Annotated in this window: 13 protein-coding genes; 11 read left to right on the plus strand and 2 right to left on the minus strand. The window is 48.5% G+C overall.

Translation table 11 applies throughout. The features are described 5' to 3' along the window. The first annotated feature begins 24 nt into the window (after positions 1–24). Both ABIE50_RS10890 and ABIE50_RS10895 read left to right on the plus strand, forming a co-directional pair. The gene (locus tag ABIE50_RS10890; protein ID WP_209863565.1) at positions 25–2,631 is read left to right on the plus strand and encodes a 4-alpha-glucanotransferase; all 2,607 of its coding nucleotides are present in this window, start codon (positions 25–27) and stop codon (positions 2,629–2,631) included. A 59-nt stretch (positions 2,632–2,690) separates the two neighbouring features. Continuing rightward, on the plus strand, positions 2,691–3,731 hold the full coding sequence (locus ABIE50_RS10895) for a dipeptide epimerase (protein ID WP_209863562.1): 1,041 nt from the start codon (positions 2,691–2,693) through the stop codon (positions 3,729–3,731). On the opposite strand, the gene ABIE50_RS10900 is transcribed toward ABIE50_RS10895, so the two are convergent. Continuing rightward, the gene (locus tag ABIE50_RS10900) at positions 3,707–3,982 is read right to left on the minus strand and encodes a hypothetical protein (protein ID WP_354027961.1); all 276 of its coding nucleotides are present in this window, start codon (positions 3,980–3,982) and stop codon (positions 3,707–3,709) included. The two genes, ABIE50_RS10895 and ABIE50_RS10900, sit on opposite strands and share 25 nt — an antisense overlap. After that, positions 3,963–5,498, minus strand: a complete 1,536-nt coding sequence (locus ABIE50_RS10905; protein WP_209863556.1) for a C25 family cysteine peptidase — start codon at positions 5,496–5,498, stop codon at positions 3,963–3,965. Before ABIE50_RS10905 ends, ABIE50_RS10900 begins: the two co-directional genes overlap by 20 nt. 166 nt (positions 5,499–5,664) lie before the next feature. Here ABIE50_RS10905 and ABIE50_RS10910 point away from each other — a divergent pair, with 166 nt between their 5' ends. The 9 genes from ABIE50_RS10910 to ABIE50_RS10950 all read left to right on the plus strand — a co-directional run bounded on the left by ABIE50_RS10910 (position 5,665) and on the right by ABIE50_RS10950 (position 15,754). After that, the gene (locus ABIE50_RS10910) at positions 5,665–6,888 is read left to right on the plus strand and encodes a DUF6807 domain-containing protein (protein WP_209863553.1); all 1,224 of its coding nucleotides are present in this window, start codon (positions 5,665–5,667) and stop codon (positions 6,886–6,888) included. Between the two features lie 143 nt (positions 6,889–7,031). Beyond that, positions 7,032–7,343: a hypothetical protein gene (locus ABIE50_RS10915; RefSeq protein ID WP_209863550.1), complete on the plus strand. Its 312-nt coding sequence runs from the start codon at positions 7,032–7,034 to the stop codon at positions 7,341–7,343. A 20-nt stretch (positions 7,344–7,363) separates the two neighbouring features. Continuing rightward, positions 7,364–7,888: a hypothetical protein gene (locus ABIE50_RS10920; RefSeq protein WP_209863547.1), complete on the plus strand. Its 525-nt coding sequence runs from the start codon at positions 7,364–7,366 to the stop codon at positions 7,886–7,888. A gap of 14 nt (positions 7,889–7,902) precedes the next feature. Next, entirely contained in the window at positions 7,903–8,934 is a 1,032-nt protein-coding gene (locus ABIE50_RS10925; protein ID WP_209863544.1) for a DUF3137 domain-containing protein, read from the plus strand. A 362-nt stretch (positions 8,935–9,296) separates the two neighbouring features. Beyond that, a complete protein-coding gene (locus ABIE50_RS10930) occupies positions 9,297–11,738 on the plus strand; it encodes an AAA family ATPase (protein WP_209863541.1) in 2,442 nt (813 codons plus the stop codon). A 36-nt stretch (positions 11,739–11,774) separates the two neighbouring features. Beyond that, positions 11,775–12,221: a hypothetical protein gene (locus ABIE50_RS10935; RefSeq protein ID WP_142683203.1), complete on the plus strand. Its 447-nt coding sequence runs from the start codon at positions 11,775–11,777 to the stop codon at positions 12,219–12,221. 38 nt (positions 12,222–12,259) lie between these two features. Next, on the plus strand, positions 12,260–13,630 hold the full coding sequence (locus ABIE50_RS10940) for a DUF5458 family protein (protein ID WP_142683202.1): 1,371 nt from the start codon (positions 12,260–12,262) through the stop codon (positions 13,628–13,630). 114 nt (positions 13,631–13,744) lie between these two features. After that, positions 13,745–14,644 carry a hypothetical protein gene (locus ABIE50_RS10945; RefSeq protein WP_209863538.1) on the plus strand — a complete coding sequence of 300 codons (900 nt, stop codon included), beginning with the start codon at positions 13,745–13,747 and terminating at the stop codon, positions 14,642–14,644. A gap of 9 nt (positions 14,645–14,653) precedes the next feature. After that, positions 14,654–15,754, plus strand: a complete 1,101-nt coding sequence (locus ABIE50_RS10950) for a transglycosylase SLT domain-containing protein (protein ID WP_209863535.1) — start codon at positions 14,654–14,656, stop codon at positions 15,752–15,754. Positions 15,755–15,812: the final 58 nt, after the last annotated feature.

Consider the following 15,812-nt stretch of genomic DNA (forward strand, 5'->3'; position numbering starts at 1 on the left):
TTGGTCCGGCATAGCCAGGATCAGATGAGTTACACCATAAGATTTTATCTTCATTATTATACCTACTACGGGCAGGATCTGCACCTGCTCGGTAACTTACCTGCTTTGGGTAATGATATACCCCGGCACGCCTGCCGTATGCAATGGGGAAATTCATCCTGGTGGTTTGCAGAGATCCGGTTGGCCGCTGGCTCCCCTTTTATATTGCGGTACCAATACCTGCTGAAAGAAGGAAACGAAGTGATGTACGAAGGCGCCGTACGGGAATTTGTTTTCACTCCGGGGGAACAACAGGATATTGTTTTCATAGATGCCTGGAACGATGCCTCCCGCCCGGAAAACGCCTGGTTAACAGCTCCATTTTCCCGCATTTTTTATAAACGACCTGCCACTGCTCCAGCACCGCTACTAACGGCCACGCATATATTCCGCGTACAGGCGCCCCTGTTAGATGCCGGCAAAACCGTTTGCCTGCTGGGTAGTAACCAGTTGATGGGCAATTGGGATACCAGTAATCCGCTACTGCTGCAGTATGATGCACAGGGCTGGTTTTCCATAGCATTGGACCTTTCCGGGGAAACCGCACCGCTGTATTATAAATATGGCATCTATGATCTGCAGCGGCAGCAGTTCATTCAGTTTGAAACCGGCAGTAACCGTGAGCTGCATACCACCGCCGTACCAGGGCGGCAGGTAATTTTACACGACGGGTTTTTACGGGTGGCACAGGCTCCCTGGAAAGGCGCCGGTGTGGCCGTTCCCGTATTCAGCCTGCGCAGCGCAGAAGGCTTTGGTACCGGCGAATTTGCCGACCTGCCTGCATTGGCGCGCTGGGCACAACATAAAGGGCTGCAGCTGATACAGCTGCTACCGGTGAATGATACCACGCAAACCGGCACCTGGAAAGATTCCTATCCATATGCCGCTATCTCTTCTTTCGCCCTGCATCCGCAGTACATCCGCTTACAGGAGGTGGGTACGCTGCCTGCACATCATCCGCTGCAGAAACAATTTAACCGGTTACGGCAATGGCTCAACGAAAAAGAATTCATCGATTATGAAGAAGTAATGTCGTTTAAGCTGGCCTACCTGCAGGAACTGTATGAAGTAGAAAAACACCAGTTACAAACACCCGGTTACCAGCAGTGGTTTGCTGTTAATGAACATTGGCTGCTGCCTTACGCAGCCTATTGTTTTTTGCGTAACCGTTACAGAACAGGGGATTTCAGCCGCTGGCCGGCATATAACGTATATGACTACACGGCAGTGAAGCAGTTGGTAACCACCGATGTAGAAGCCGGTCGTGCAGCACATTATCATTTCTTTGTACAGTATCATCTCCACCGGCAACTGGCCGCTGCAAGAACCGCTGTACATGATTGCAACGTAGCCCTGAAAGGCGATATTCCCATAGGCGTGGCCCGTTATAGTGCAGATACCTGGATGAACCCCGGGCATTATCACCTGGATATGCAGGCGGGCGCACCGCCGGATGGCTTCACCAGCGAAGGCCAGAACTGGGGATTTCCCACTTACAACTGGCAACGTATGGCAGAAGACGGGTTGGCATGGTGGCAGCAACGCCTTCGTCACCTGTCGGTTTATTTTGATGCCTTCCGTATTGATCATATCCTTGGTTTCTTCCGTATCTGGCAGATCCCTCTTGATGCCACCCAGGGCATACTGGGATATTTCCATCCGGCTGTGCCGGTGAGCCGGGAAGAGATACGCCGACGGGAGATCAGCTTTGATGAGAGCCGGTATTGCCAGCCCTATATAACAGGCGCAGTCCTGGATGAGCTGTTTGGCAACTACGCCGGCATGATGAAGGAACAACTGATGCATCCCTTACCGGATGGCCGTTATCAGCTATTGCCTGAGTACAGCACACAGCGGAAGGTAATGGAATCGGCATTGCCTGAAGAAATAAAAAAGATCCTCTGTCACCTGATAGCGGATGTATTGTTTATAAAGATAACCGGTCCTGGCGGAACGGTGTATCACCCCCGTTATGATATGATGGCTACCCGTTCATTTGCCGCCCTGGATGCCCACAGCAGGGAACAATTACAGGCGCTGTACCATGATTATTTTTATATATGGCAGGAAAACTGCTGGCGCAGGGAAGCGCTTTATAAACTGCCATTGATAAAAAGAGCTACTCAAATGCTCATCTGTGGGGAAGACCTGGGCATGGTGCCCGCCTGCGTACCGGGTGTAATGCAGGCACTGGGCATTTTAAGCCTGGAAATTGAGCGCATGCCTAAGTCTGGGAACAAAGTCTTCACTGATATCTCAAAGGTGTCTTATCTGTCTGTTTTAACCCCTTCCACACACGACATGAGCACGTTGAGAGGATGGTGGAAAGAGAATATATCCGTTTCCCGGAAATATTACCAGCAACAACTCGGGCACTACGGGCCTGTTCCTTCTACAGCTACCCCTGAACTGCTCCGGGAAATTATCGGCAGACATATGGCTTCGCCGGCCATGTGGCGCATCTTCCAGGTACAGGACCTGCTTGCTGCGGAAGCGCCGGAAAGTAACCGGCATCCTGATACGGAAAGGATCAATATACCGGCTGTGGCCTCGCATTACTGGCGTTATCGTGTTCCCCGGATTTTAGCGTAGCGCACATAGAACAATCTCACAAATGCGTTGTATTTTCACAGAAAGAACCCGTTAGTAAAATGAAGCTCACCCTTTATCCTTTTGAACTGAAGTTCAGACACACCTTTACTATTTCGCGGAAGTCAAAAGACATGCAACCCCTGCTGGTAGTAAAACTGGAACAGGAAGGCGTGAGCGGGCTGGGGGAAACCGCCGATAACGCTTATTACCAGATGACGGTGCCCAGGCTGATGGATGCAATTGAACAGCACCGTTCTTTTATTGAGAGCTATACCCTTCACACACCGGAAGTTTTCTGGCGGGATATGTACCCGCTGCTGGAAGATAATATGTTTGCACTTTGCGCGCTCGACATTGCAGCATGGGACCTGTACGCCAGGCAACAACAAAAAAAGCTCTATGAAGTATGGGGATTGGATATATCACATAATCCGCTTACCGATTATACTATCGGGATTGATACGATAGAGAATATGGTGAAAAAACTGCTGGAATTTCCCTGGCCTGTTTATAAAATAAAACTGGGCACCAAAGAAGATATTGCCATTATCAGGGAGCTGAGAAAGCATACCACCGCTGTTTTCAGGGTAGATGCCAATTGCGCCTGGGGAGTGGAGGAAACCCTGCGTAATGCAATTGCCTTAAAGGAACTGGGCGTGGAATTTATAGAGCAACCCATGCCCGCTGCTGATAGGGATGGGATGAAGCAGGTGTACAACAATGTGGTATTACCGGTTATTGCCGATGAAAGTTGTATTGTAGAGCAGGATGTAGCTCAATGCCAGGGCTATTTTCATGGCATCAATATCAAGCTCACCAAATGCGGCGGTATTACGCCGGCGCTGCGGATGATTGCGGAAGCAAAGCGTATGGGTATGAAAGTGATGACAGGCAGCATGAATGAAAGTACGGTGGGCACCTCTGCGGTGGCGCATCTGCTGCCATTGCTGGATTATGTGGATATGGACGGGCCGTTGCTGCTGGCGGAAGATACTGCGGATGGCATCAGGATGGAAAACGGGCGTATCATATATGCCAACCGGTGGGGAACAGGCGCAGAGCTACTGCATAAAGATCATTCTTCCTCTTTCCAGGTTTGAGCCAGGAAAACATAATCTTCAATATAGCCGGTGGTCACAATTGTTTTGCCGGCCAGCGGCATCAAAGGATTAGGCATAAAAGGATTTGCTCCTGAAGGACGTATCAGGTAATCTCCCTGATCTGTAACAAGGAATACGCCCAGGTGTTCACTTTTACTGTGTTTGCCAAATGTACGGAGCACCAGGCGCCCGGTAAGCGTAATAAAGGGACTGTCTTTGTCCCTGTTGTTGTTATCTGCTGACATATTCACGGTACCCCAGTATTTGATTATTTTTTTCTTTCACCACTATCACCTTCATAGAAGGCGACTCCCCAATGGTGGCAGATTCCGAAAATACGTGAAATTTTACAGATGGCATGGCGCCGTTTACATCTTCTTTTACGACGGGATTGTTTTTCCTGTTGACAAATACTTTCGGGTTCCTTTTTTCAGTAAAGTTTTTTTCATCCAGCAGCCGGTGCATAGCGTGGTGCAATGCAGGATCGGTAGCATGCGCGCTGTCTGACGGTTGGGGAACGGCAATAAAGTCGTCCAGCATTTTACCCCTGGCTTCCAGGTTATCCCGGCGGTTTTGCAGGGTATTTACAAAAAGCTGTGCATCACCGGTACTGCTGGGGTCTTTGTCGTTGATCACCGGTTGCCATGATGGGTCGCCCAACAGGTAGAATTGTGCGGCTGTTTTAAGCTCATAGGGATCCAGTGTGGGACCCATTTCGTTCAGGAACCGCTGCCTGGCTTCCAACAGGGCCCTGCCGGTAGAGGCGCCGTTCAGCACATTGATCACGAAATATTGTGTGAGCAGATCTGCCAGTCCCTGCCCGGTTGGAGGGCCGTAGGCAATATTGGAGCTACCCACAAAAGCCAGGGCATGGTTCAGCAGGTAACTGTTGGCCATGCTGATCCGTTTGGCGCTGTTTTTCCTGGGGTCAAACAACTGGCCGCCATAGCAGCATTCAGCCGCCACAATAGTGCCGTGGGTGATTTTATCTTTCAGTATATCAGATCTCATGGCCAACGGAAACTCGGTGGATTTCTGGCCATAGAACCCCGGGTTATAGATAGCCCCGTGGCAGTTAATAAAATGCGTTTTTGCCTGTAACTGTGCGGCAGTCCAGTTGGTACCATTCAACGTTGCGTCGCTGCCGGGAAATATCAGGAGATTGCTGTTGCTGCCAAAAATATTCTGCAGGGTATTCTGCGTGGAATTCTGCCAATCGTAAGTGCTCATGGAAAAATAGGGAAGGTAATCACCCTGTTTAGACGGCACCGCTGCCAGTATATTGGAGATCAGTGTATGCAGGTACGAAGCATCCGCTACGCCGGGTATATCTGGCAAACGGCCTACTACGCGGGTAGGTGAAATAAATTTACCGGGATCCGTGTCATAAGGAGTATCACATGCATAAGGCAGATCGCTGGGAATAAATGTGTCGGGGTCATTATCACCGGGCAACAGGTTCTTCAGCCGCTGAAAGGGAATTATGTCCTGCGATCCCAGTAACAGCAGGTATCCCGGCGAAAAAAAACGGTACAGTTCATCTATTGCTTTTTTGTTCTGCGCTTCATCCAGTGGCTCCGTCACTGCGGTCGACTGGCAGGCCTGCATCTGTGCAGCATCATCCAGGAAAATAACGTGCGCATCCAGGTGCCGCCCGTTATCAAATGCCTGTAACGTGTTGATATCATCCAGGATTTGCTGGTGGGCATCGCCGTATTTCTGTTGAAGGGCGGATTTATTGGTTATAATGAGTTTTGTTGTCAGCATATTTTTTTGTGGGGCTGCCATATTTATCCTGATTGAGCGTTCAAAAATATTGAATTAAAGGATAATATAGTACCGGCCCTTTAAACAATATTCGTATTTCTCTACGCAGGGTATTTGCATACTGAGAAAGTAAAACGTATTTTTCGGTAAACGTATTGGAGCCGTTATGAAAAAAATCCACCTGTTATCGCTGCTGTCTGTTTTAATTTATTCCGGTGCTCATGCCCAGGTAATTGCCCGTTTTACGGTGAAAGCCGGTAAGCTGAACCGTTATAACAGTGTGATTTATACAAGCGTGCCGGCTTCTGCCGGCATCCCGGTAACGCTGGAAGAAGTAACCGGTAATAAACGTATACCCGTTGCCGTTACTGAGCGCGCGGGGCAGCTTTGCTGGATCATGGAAGGAAATACAGCGGCCGGTACGGAAAGAAAATATGAACTGCGTAAAGGAGTATCCGCTACAGATACGGTTATGACAGCCCGCCGTGTTAACGGCCATGTATTGCTGGCCCAGGGAGGCCAGCCGGTGCTGCAGTATAATTTCGAAACGGTGCATGCACCCGCGGGTGCAGACACCGTATATAACCGCAATGCATTCATACATCCACTCTGGGCGCCCAACGGGGTAGTGCTTACCAACATCTTTCCGAATGCAGGGCACAGGCATCATATGGGCATCTGGAATCCCTGGACCCATACCCTTTTTGAAGGCCGTGAAACAGATTTCTGGAATGTGCAGAAGAAAGAAGGCAAAGTACGGTTTGCCGGTCACCTGGAAACATTTTCCGGGAATGTATGGTGCGGATTCAGTGCCAGCCAGGATCATATTGCCCTGCTGAAAGACGGTACCGAAAAAACAGCTATTCATGAAACATGGCTGGTACAGGCTTATCCTGCCACCAATAATGGAGCCCGCCGCCTGTGGGATTTTACTTCTTCCTTTACCCCGGCCACGCCTACCGGCATTACTTTGCTGCAATACCGCTATGGTGGAGGCTTCGGTTTAAGAACTACCGCTGATTTTACAGATAAGACCAGCCAGGTACTTACTTCTGAAGGCAAAACACGCAGGGATGCCGACAGTACCCGCGCACGCTGGGTAAAAATATCAGGCGCCACTCCTAAAGGAAACGCAGGAATGCTGATCATGAACTATCCTGATAACTTTGATTCACCGGAGCCCCTGCGTGTTTGGCCGGAAAATGCAGAAGGTGGAGAACTGATGTTTAATTATACGCCTACCCGCATGAAACCATGGCAATTATACCCCGACGCCCGCTACCAGCTGAAGTACCGGGTAATGGTTTTCAATAATGATATCACGGCAGAAGAAGCGGAAGCGGCCTGGCAGGACTATGCTTATCCGCCGGAAGTGGTGGTGATGCCATAACGCATTTTGCACGGTATCTTTTTTTCAGTTATTTTCGTGAAAGTGAATGATTCGGTTTCAATTCGGTTAACCTCGACGAAGCCCTGTGAACGGCAGTATTGATCAGCCATGCATTTAATTAATAACCCTTAACCATCATCCAAATGAGCAATGTAAATGAACCGGGAAAAGAAGTGCACCCAAATAAACCGGAAGAAGATGACGATGATCCGCCTTCCTGGGGGGGCGTTATTGTTGGCCTGCTGCTCGGTATAGCAGGTATTGCACTGATCTTTTACCGTTACCGGCAATTCCACGCCGTTAGCGACACTACTATCAGTATCACTAAAATTGAAATGCTGATCTATAAGGTAACAGGCGAAAGCGTCTGGGCGCTGATGGCAGCATATGGAATAGTAGCGCTGGCCGGATTCTATCTTGCTGTCAGTAATTACAAAAAACTGCGGTCCAGGTAAATTTTTCAAAACCGTATCCGATGAATAACATTGCTGAGCTGAGATCAAAGCTGCTGGAGATCCATGAAAAAGACAGGAAGCAAACCATCCATGCGCTGATCACCGCAGAGATATTTGCCATACTGCTCTTTGGCCTTATAGGCTACAGTATTTTTGCAGGCAGGAACAGTGAAACACCTACGGGGATACTTTTCATATTGCTGTTTATGCCCGTGGGCGTGCTGATCCCCTATCTTTTCATGTTTGCACAGATCAGGAAACGTCCTGAAAAAATAAATGATTTTGTAAACCGGCTGGAAAGGGGAGAGGCTGTGACTAACGTTGATACCTATACGGATTATAAACTTACTTTGCCGTTACGGATCATCAGGGTGCGGTTATTCCCGATGGAATATGCGCATATACGTTTGGGAGAAAGCCGTTCTTTTTTCAAGTTGCCCTTGTCTTCAGAAAATGTGCAGCCGTTTAAAGCGTTCATCAGTCAGCCTGTTACAGGTTATGTCATCAGCATAGGAGGTACTTCCGCCCATTGGTCTTCTAACTGATAATATCATTTAAGATGAAAACACTGGAAGAATTCAATGCCTTCCTGGATCAGCAGCTCAGGGATGAACTGGGCGCGCTGGAACAGCAGCGTATTACCGGCCGTAACTGGATAAGATGGATATGGGTAGCCACCCTGGCCCCATTTGCCATTTTTGTTTTTTTTATTGTGAGATATTCCCTGCGATCCGCCGGCAACACGGCCGGAGAGGATACTGCAGGTTACGGGAACCAGGTGTTTCTTTTAGTAGGAATGGTAGTATTGGTTACCCTGGCCGGATATGCGGTGCGCTATTTTATGGTGAAACGTAAAGGGCTGAATGAAGCTACAGATTACCAGCATGATTTCAAGAACAGGATTGTTAAACCTCTTATCAGTTTTATCAACCCTTCTTTTCAATATCAACCGCTGAACCATGCCAGTTACGAAGAATTTACGGAAAGCGGATTATTTGAAACAAAAGCATACCAGATGACGGGGAACGACCAGGTATATGGTAAACTTGGGGAGATGAATTTTCAATTCTGCGATCTCCGGGTAACACATATGCCATTGGTAACCCTGCGCGGGCAGGGGCCGGATACCGTTTTCAGCGGCAGCTATTTTATAGCACAGTTTCCCCGGTACTTCAGTACGCCGGTGTATGTGCTGTCGCGCAACAACAGTGCATCCGGCGATGGCTATATCCGTACCTGGCATCTTGGAAAGAAGGTGCTGCCGGCAGATGCTGCTTTTAATAAGCTTTTCATGGTATACGCCCCCGATGAGGCAGCCGCACAGCAACTGCTAACACCGGCCCTCATGGAAAAAATTGTTGCCCTGTATGAGCGTACTCCGGCAAAACTGTTCATCTCTTTTTACAACAACCGCATCTATGTGGGAGTGGGCCATGGAACAGATTATTTTGAAACAACGCTGAACAGGTCGTTACAGGACCGGCAGCTGCTGACTGATTTTTATCTTGATTTTATGTCGATGCTGCAATTGGCAGAAGACCTTAAGAACAATTTACGGATATGGACTTCCCGTTCATTTTCCCAATCATAAGAAATATGGATGAGTATGTTTTTCCGTCAGATAATAAACCGCGCGGTCCTCTTTAATAGGTAGACATCCTCCCTATGTACACTGTTATTTTTTGATGATCATTTATATTAATAAAAAAATAAATAATATCAGGAGGTTTTTATAAATCTTTGTAACCCTTTGCCGTATTGGGTTTCAGGGTTTTTGTCTGTCATGTGGAATAAGATATTTATCCGGTGTTATCTACTCTAAAAAAAGAGGGCATTTTTTTCCGGAATGAATTATCCGTATGGGTTTTCGCTGTATCTTTACTCTGCTTCCAAAAGAAGCAGCCCATAAATTGTAATTGTTAACTGAATTCTGAAAAACCTGGAATCATCCAAATGACCCTGTCAACCTTGACCATATTTGGCCCTGCATTGCAATCCGCCATAAGAATTGCAACGGCCATTGCAAAAGAATATCATCATCCGCAGTTTACACCTGCGCACTTACTGCGTGCCTGTTTACACAAGGAAACCGGCCTCGCCCCTGCATTGCATCAAATGAACATCGACGTATATTACTTGGAAGAATGGGCGGAAGTACGGTTGGATGAAATGCCCAGGGCTTCGCGTATCTCCGATGAACCGGAACCGGATGACGCGGCGGCAGCCGTATTGAATGAAGCTATCAGTATTGCACAGGACGGCGATAATGAACCGGATGCCTGGAGCCTCCTGGTAGCCCTGTGCACACCGGGTGTGGGTTTCTCCTACGAACAACTGAAAACATTTCCCTTTACGAGGGACCAGCTGATAAATGCCGGCAAACAGGGTAAAGAAAATAATATCGTAAATACTGCCGCACCAGGCGCTATTAAACCAGGTGCGCTCAAATATGTATACCGTATTACCGATCCCCAACTCCTGAAAACCTTTCACCCGGTCATTGGCCGTGATGGAGAAATAAGGGCGGTAACGGAAGTGCTTACACGTAAAGACCGGGCCAGCGTGCTGGTGATCGGTGAAGGCGGCGTAGGTAAAACGGCATTGGCAGAAGGTTTGGCCCGCGCTATTGTACAAAAGCAGGTGCCACTGCAGTTACAGGCGTCGGATATATATGCGCTGGACTATGGCGCATTTATAGCAGGGGCTGCTTACAAAAGCGAATTGGAAGACCGCCTCCTGCAAATCATTCAGCAACTGAAACAAACGGGGAGGCATATACTTTTTATTGACAATCTCCACAGCCTGCTGGACAAACAATCCGGCACAGGGATGGCCAATGTGCTGAAAGCCGCGCTGGGAAAAGGAGAGATCATCCTGATAGGAACCACTACACCAGAGGGCTTCCGGAAACTGATCGAGCCGGATGCCATCCTGAGGCACCGCTTTGAAACCATTACCCTCGCGGCGCCGGATGAAACACTGGCCGCAAAAATGGTAAGCGCCGTGGTGCCTGTATACGAAAACTTCTACCAGCTCAAGGTTTCACCTGAAGGGGTACAGGAAGCCATCCGTTTATCAAAGCGCTACCTCAAGGAAAGAAGCCTGCCGGATAGCGCCATAAACCTGCTGGACCGCACTATGGCTGCAGTGAGGGCCATGGAAGATACCAGCCAACCATTGCTGCAAACCCTGGAAGAAGAATTTGCATTGCTTAACAGTAAGGAATCCTTACTGGCAGAGGATCTGCATTGGTTTTACCGGCAAATGAAAGAAAGGCTCGGCGTATTATTATCCTCCCGTTTACATACAGATACTGATCTGCATAAAATATCCACAGTTCCGGAACTGCAGTCTGCATTGCAACAGCTGCTGGAACAGTTGTCTGCAATAGCCGGTACGCGGCAGGAAGAAGTAGCGCCGGTAGACCTGGCCACTATGATTGCCGCCATCACAGGTATTCCGCTCGGGAAAGTGCAGTCACAGGAAAGGGAACGGCTCATCAACATGGAAGCGCAACTGCGTAAACGGGTGGTAGGGCAGGATCATGCCCTTAAGGCCGTGGCAGATGCCATACTGGAGTCCCGCTCGGGCCTGAGCAGGCCGGGGCAGCCCATCGGATCTTTTTTCTTCCTGGGACCTACCGGGACCGGTAAAACGGAACTGGCAAAATCACTGGCGGATTTTCTTTTCCAGGACGAGCGCTCCATGATCCGTTTTGACATGTCGGAGTTCAAAGAAGAGCATGCCGCAGCCCTTTTGTACGGCGCCCCTCCGGGTTATGTCGGGTATGAGGAAGGCGGGCTGCTGGTTAATAAAATACGGCAGCAACCCTACGCCGTGGTATTGTTTGATGAAATAGAAAAAGCGCATCCCTCTGTATTTGATATTTTCCTGCAGATAATGGATGAAGGAAAACTGCACGACCGGCTTGGAAAAACAGGTGACTTCTCCAATGCGCTGGTATTATTTACCTCCAATATCGGAAGTGAAGCCATAGCCCGCTCTTTCCAGGAAGGAGTGATCCCCGCCTCACAGCAGCTGATGGAATTAATGGCCCGTCATTTCCGGCCTGAATTCCTGGGAAGGCTTACGGAGATCGTTCCGTTCGGACCTATACAATCTGCCAACGTGGAAAAGATCTTCGATATTCATTTACAGCATTTACTGCAATTGCTGGAGCAGCAGCAGATCAGCTTTACCGTTACTGCAGATGCCCGCCGGCACCTGGCCCTGATGGGTTATTCCCCTCAGTACGGCGCAAGGCCGCTGCGGGAGGTGATAAGAGGACAATTAAGGAAGCCTTTGTCGAGAATGATTATAGACGGCAGCCTCCGGAAAGATATGACGGTAACACTGGATATAAAAAATGAACAGTTAGACTGGACAATAATTTGATGATTGTCAGATTCCAAAATTCTAAATTTATCTCAAATGAATGACAACTACGGAATTGGCGGCACAGAAGTGAAGCTGGACGCCAACGAAGCCATCGCGGAAATTTCGCATAACCGTACCTTGTTTGCTGAAAAGTTAACCCAGCAGGCGCCTGTTAAACCAGAAATAGTGGAAGGGCTTACTTCCGTAGAAAGTGTATTTGAACACTTTAAACCGGCAGTGAATGTAAGTTTCCATGATGCAGAGGGCCGCACGGTCCCGGAAAAATTACAGTTCCACCACCTGGGCGATTTCGGCGTAAAAGGAATTACGGCGCAAAGCGCTTTTCTGAACGACCTGGCCACAGAGAAGGAACAGTACCTGAAAATTATGAAACAACTGAAAACAAATAAGATCCTCAAGTCGGCCCTGGCTGATCCGGATGCCCGCAAAGCTATGCTGAGCGCTATTCGCGGAATGATGAACGACCTTAATACCAAATAATTAACCGTTGCCTATACGGGAACATAACCTCAACGATTATGGCAGAATTACAGAAAAACCAGGAGCTGCAGAACGAAAGCCTGTCTTCACAGCAATCTGAAGCTAACCTCGCCGGAAGTATTGAAGACCTGGCAAAGTATGGAGGCTTCGACCTGTTGGAAGCAGCTGTGGAAGGTGCGCAAAACCTGAACCCCGAGCGTAAGGCACGCCGCAATATCTTTTTGACGGAAGCCGGTAAAAAAACTGAAAGAGATAAATTAAAGAAGATACTGTCCCTCTGGGAAAAAGTATTATCTGAAACAAATGAACTGCCTGAAATGGTGGAGTACTGCACCACCCATGCAGAAGAAGCCGAAAAAGTACTGTCAAATAATCTTGCAGAAGCAATAGATTCTACCCGTGAACTGGAGCAATCATACAGGAATGTAGCGCTCTTCTTCAAAAATACGGAGTCCGACAAGGTGAAAAATGTATCCTTCATCAATGTGGAGCTGGAGCAGCTGAAAGACCTGGATAATACCCGGTTTATTGATGCAATCAGTACAGAGCTGGTGAATAACTATGATCGCCTGGATCTGCGTAACAACTATAGCCTGCTGGTAATTCCCGGCTACCTTGGCTCCAACAAGGTGATAGAGAAATGGGCAAAAATTGCGCATGAGAACAAAACCATGCTGGTAACGGATTTCGCACACCTGGATGCTCCGGATGATGTGATGGAAATGTTTGAACTGGCTAACCTCACCGGTGGGGAAATTCATCGTTCCAATGTGATCATGGCCTGTAACTGGCTGGTGGGCCGTGGAAAATTTGATGAGATAGGAGAACAGGAACACCTGTATGTACCACCGTCAGGCGCGCTGGCAGGTAAGATCTATAAAACCCTCATGTCGCAGGTAACTGCCGGTAAAAAATTTGGCGGTATGAACGAAGTGGACGGGGTGAAATTTGAACTGAAGAAAAGTGAAATCGCCAGCCTGGAGAAAATGGGACTGGTGCCTATGGTGAAAGAATATGGAAAAGTAATGGCCTTCAGTGCAAAGACGCTGTTCAATGGCGACAACCTGGGACTGCAAACCTATTCGGTAGTTCGTGTATTCGACTTCGTTACCAAAGTGCTGATGGACTTCCTGAACCGCAGGGCTTTTGAAAACTTTAACGCCAATACCCGCAAGGACCTGATGAAGCAGATCATCCGATTCCTTGATGGTATCACAGGGCCGGATAAGCTCATCGAAGATTTTAATATCCGCCGTTTCGAGCAGGACCCGATCCAGAAGGACCGTATCCACCTGGATATTCATCTGAAGCCTTATTTCCCTGCCAAAAACTTCCTGATCAAAATGGAAGGCCAGAGAGGGGATGATGCAGCAGATTGGGATACCACCTACGAACAGGATGGTAAATAGCCGCAGGCAGTCAGCTTTGGGGCTTATACGGGCATTGGGAGTTGTTTCCCAACCCGGGGCTGATTGCTTAATCCCGTATATTAAATATCATAAGCATTAAAGCCAATTGTAAAGATGAAACATGTGCTGTGCAGTCTGCTGCTTTGTTTGTTAATCACCGGCGCCTTGTCAACGGTAAATGCCCAAACGGGCACAGATAGTATCCTAACCACCAGGGGAGCAGTAACGCTGATCACCTCCGGTGCGCCTATCAGCACTTTCCAGATAGGCGATGGAAAAAATACTGACTACGATTATCGTATCGTGGATGGTAATATGGTTTTTTTACGCCCCCTGACGGCCGCTCCACGGCCCACCAACCTGATAGTGAGGGAAGGAGAGAATATTCATTACATGATCATCGCCTACCATGATAAAGTGGAACTGTCCCGCCTGAAATATACCCTGTCTGGCAAACCCAGAACAACAGGCGCCATTACCACTCCTGAAGCAACGCCGCAGGCGCCCCGCGCCGGCTACGGCGAAAGGGACGGACAAGTGCCCATTGCTGATGTTCCAGAAGAAACAGGTCATCTGATCAGTGTAGATACAGTGACCGTAGGCAAAATAGCAGAGGACTTCGGGAAAGATCATAAAGTAAACCGGCAATATGAAGTGAAAGTAGATGATGTGAGCGTAGGATATGCGCAGGCCATGACGCTTAATAACATGAACTATTTTTCTTTCCGGATCCGCAATAAAGGAAAAGAGCCTTTTGAAATAGTAAAGGCCAGCCTGTTGCATAAGGAAAAGAAGGATACTGCCCTGCTGCATGCTATGCCTATCCTTTACAAAAAGGGACCGGAAACCATCGCGCCTAAACAAGATGCCAACGAAGTATTTGTAGTACCGTCCAAACAATTCCGGAAAGAAGACGAAGTGGTCATTGTACTGCAAACCACAGAAGGAAAACAGCAACTTGTACTGTATGTACCTGTAACCGCCTTCCCTAAATATATGATGGCGAAGCAATAGGAAAGCCAGATGAAGAAACAGGATGTTCTGATAGGAATACTGCTGTTGCTGCTGCCGTGTTTCACCACGGCACAGCAGGTGGATTTCTGTGGTGAAGTGGTGCCAATGGAAAGGGATTTTGTTTCCTACCGCCTGATGGATGTAATTAAACGTAACCTGCGCTACCAGGGTTATCTTCCCGCACTCCGGCTGAAAGCGGAACAATATTTTCCCATCATAGAGCCCATCCTGCAACAGTACCAGGTACCACTGGATTTTAAATACCTGCCTATCGTGGAAAGTGGCCTCAGTAATGCTACTTCACCTGTGGGCGCGCAAGGGGTATGGCAGATCATGCCGGGTACCGCAGCGGAACTGGGGCTAACGGTAAGCGCCGGCTATGATGAAAGAAACCACCTGATCAAAGCCACCCATGCGGCCTGTAAACTGATACGGCTGCTGCATCAGCAGCTGAACTCCTGGACACTGGCTGCAGCAGCCTACAACGCCGGTTCGGGAAATATCTCCCGGAATATAAAGCGCCAGGGAAGCAGCGATTACTACCAGCTGTTGCTGAATAATGAAACAGCCCAGTATATCTATAAGATCATTGCCATTAAACAGCTTTTTGAAAGCCCTGAGCTATACCTGCCAGGGTTCGGATACAATGTATTCAGTAAAAGTTCTGCTAACGGTTCCGTATTTTCCAGGCCCGCGCCAGTAAGTAATGCGGGCGATAAAGATTTCAATTCCATCCGTATCTCTGTTGGCAGGCAGGCGATCACTCATGCTGCAACAACCGTATACGCCGCCCGGCTGAAAGTAAGCAATGCCTTTGAAGACGGGCAGCTGGTAAGCATTCAGCTGCTTGACGATCTTCAGGCCAATGGTGTTTATATTCGTAAAAATGCCAGTCTTTCCGGCAAAGGCTGGATGGTGGGTAACCGGGTATATGTGGATCTCGGGTTTGAGAATGCCGTTGTGCTATATGCCGCCGATGGTAAAAAAGGTGTGCCCGCCGGCCTGTTGAAAACCGGCGGAGAAGTGCAATTGCGGGGGCGGAGTGATAACAGGAGTGCCATTTCCACAGTACCGGCATCTGCTGTAGCATTTACATCAGCGGGCCGTTAATAAACACCCGGAAAGAACGATACCCCGGATACTCTTACTGCATCGCCTGTTCCTGCTG

Source organism: Chitinophaga sp. OAE865 (assembly GCF_040546735.1).
GTDB classification, from domain to species: Bacteria; Bacteroidota; Bacteroidia; order Chitinophagales; family Chitinophagaceae; genus Chitinophaga; species Chitinophaga polysaccharea_A.

What these genes read in the sequence shown, in the direction of transcription:
- ABIE50_RS10925 (WP_209863544.1), top strand. Translation starts at nt 7,903, where the DNA reads ATGAAAACACTGGAAGAATTCAATGCCTTCCTGGATCAGCAGCTCAGG.
- ABIE50_RS10945 (WP_209863538.1), top strand. Translation starts at nt 13,745, where the DNA reads ATGAAACATGTGCTGTGCAGTCTGCTGCTTTGTTTGTTAATCACCGGC.
- ABIE50_RS10915 (WP_209863550.1), top strand. Translation starts at nt 7,032, where the DNA reads ATGAGCAATGTAAATGAACCGGGAAAAGAAGTGCACCCAAATAAACCG.
- ABIE50_RS10890 (WP_209863565.1), top strand. Translation starts at nt 25, where the DNA reads ATGAGTTACACCATAAGATTTTATCTTCATTATTATACCTACTACGGG.
- ABIE50_RS10930 (WP_209863541.1), top strand. Translation starts at nt 9,297, where the DNA reads ATGACCCTGTCAACCTTGACCATATTTGGCCCTGCATTGCAATCCGCC.
- ABIE50_RS10940 (WP_142683202.1), top strand. Translation starts at nt 12,260, where the DNA reads ATGGCAGAATTACAGAAAAACCAGGAGCTGCAGAACGAAAGCCTGTCT.
- ABIE50_RS10920 (WP_209863547.1), top strand. Translation starts at nt 7,364, where the DNA reads ATGAATAACATTGCTGAGCTGAGATCAAAGCTGCTGGAGATCCATGAA.
- ABIE50_RS10910 (WP_209863553.1), top strand. Translation starts at nt 5,665, where the DNA reads ATGAAAAAAATCCACCTGTTATCGCTGCTGTCTGTTTTAATTTATTCC.
- ABIE50_RS10950 (WP_209863535.1), top strand. Translation starts at nt 14,654, where the DNA reads ATGAAGAAACAGGATGTTCTGATAGGAATACTGCTGTTGCTGCTGCCG.
- ABIE50_RS10935 (WP_142683203.1), top strand. Translation starts at nt 11,775, where the DNA reads ATGAATGACAACTACGGAATTGGCGGCACAGAAGTGAAGCTGGACGCC.
- ABIE50_RS10895 (WP_209863562.1), top strand. Translation starts at nt 2,691, where the DNA reads ATGAAGCTCACCCTTTATCCTTTTGAACTGAAGTTCAGACACACCTTT.
- ABIE50_RS10905 (WP_209863556.1), bottom strand. Translation starts at nt 5,498, where the DNA reads ATGCTGACAACAAAACTCATTATAACCAATAAATCCGCCCTTCAACAG.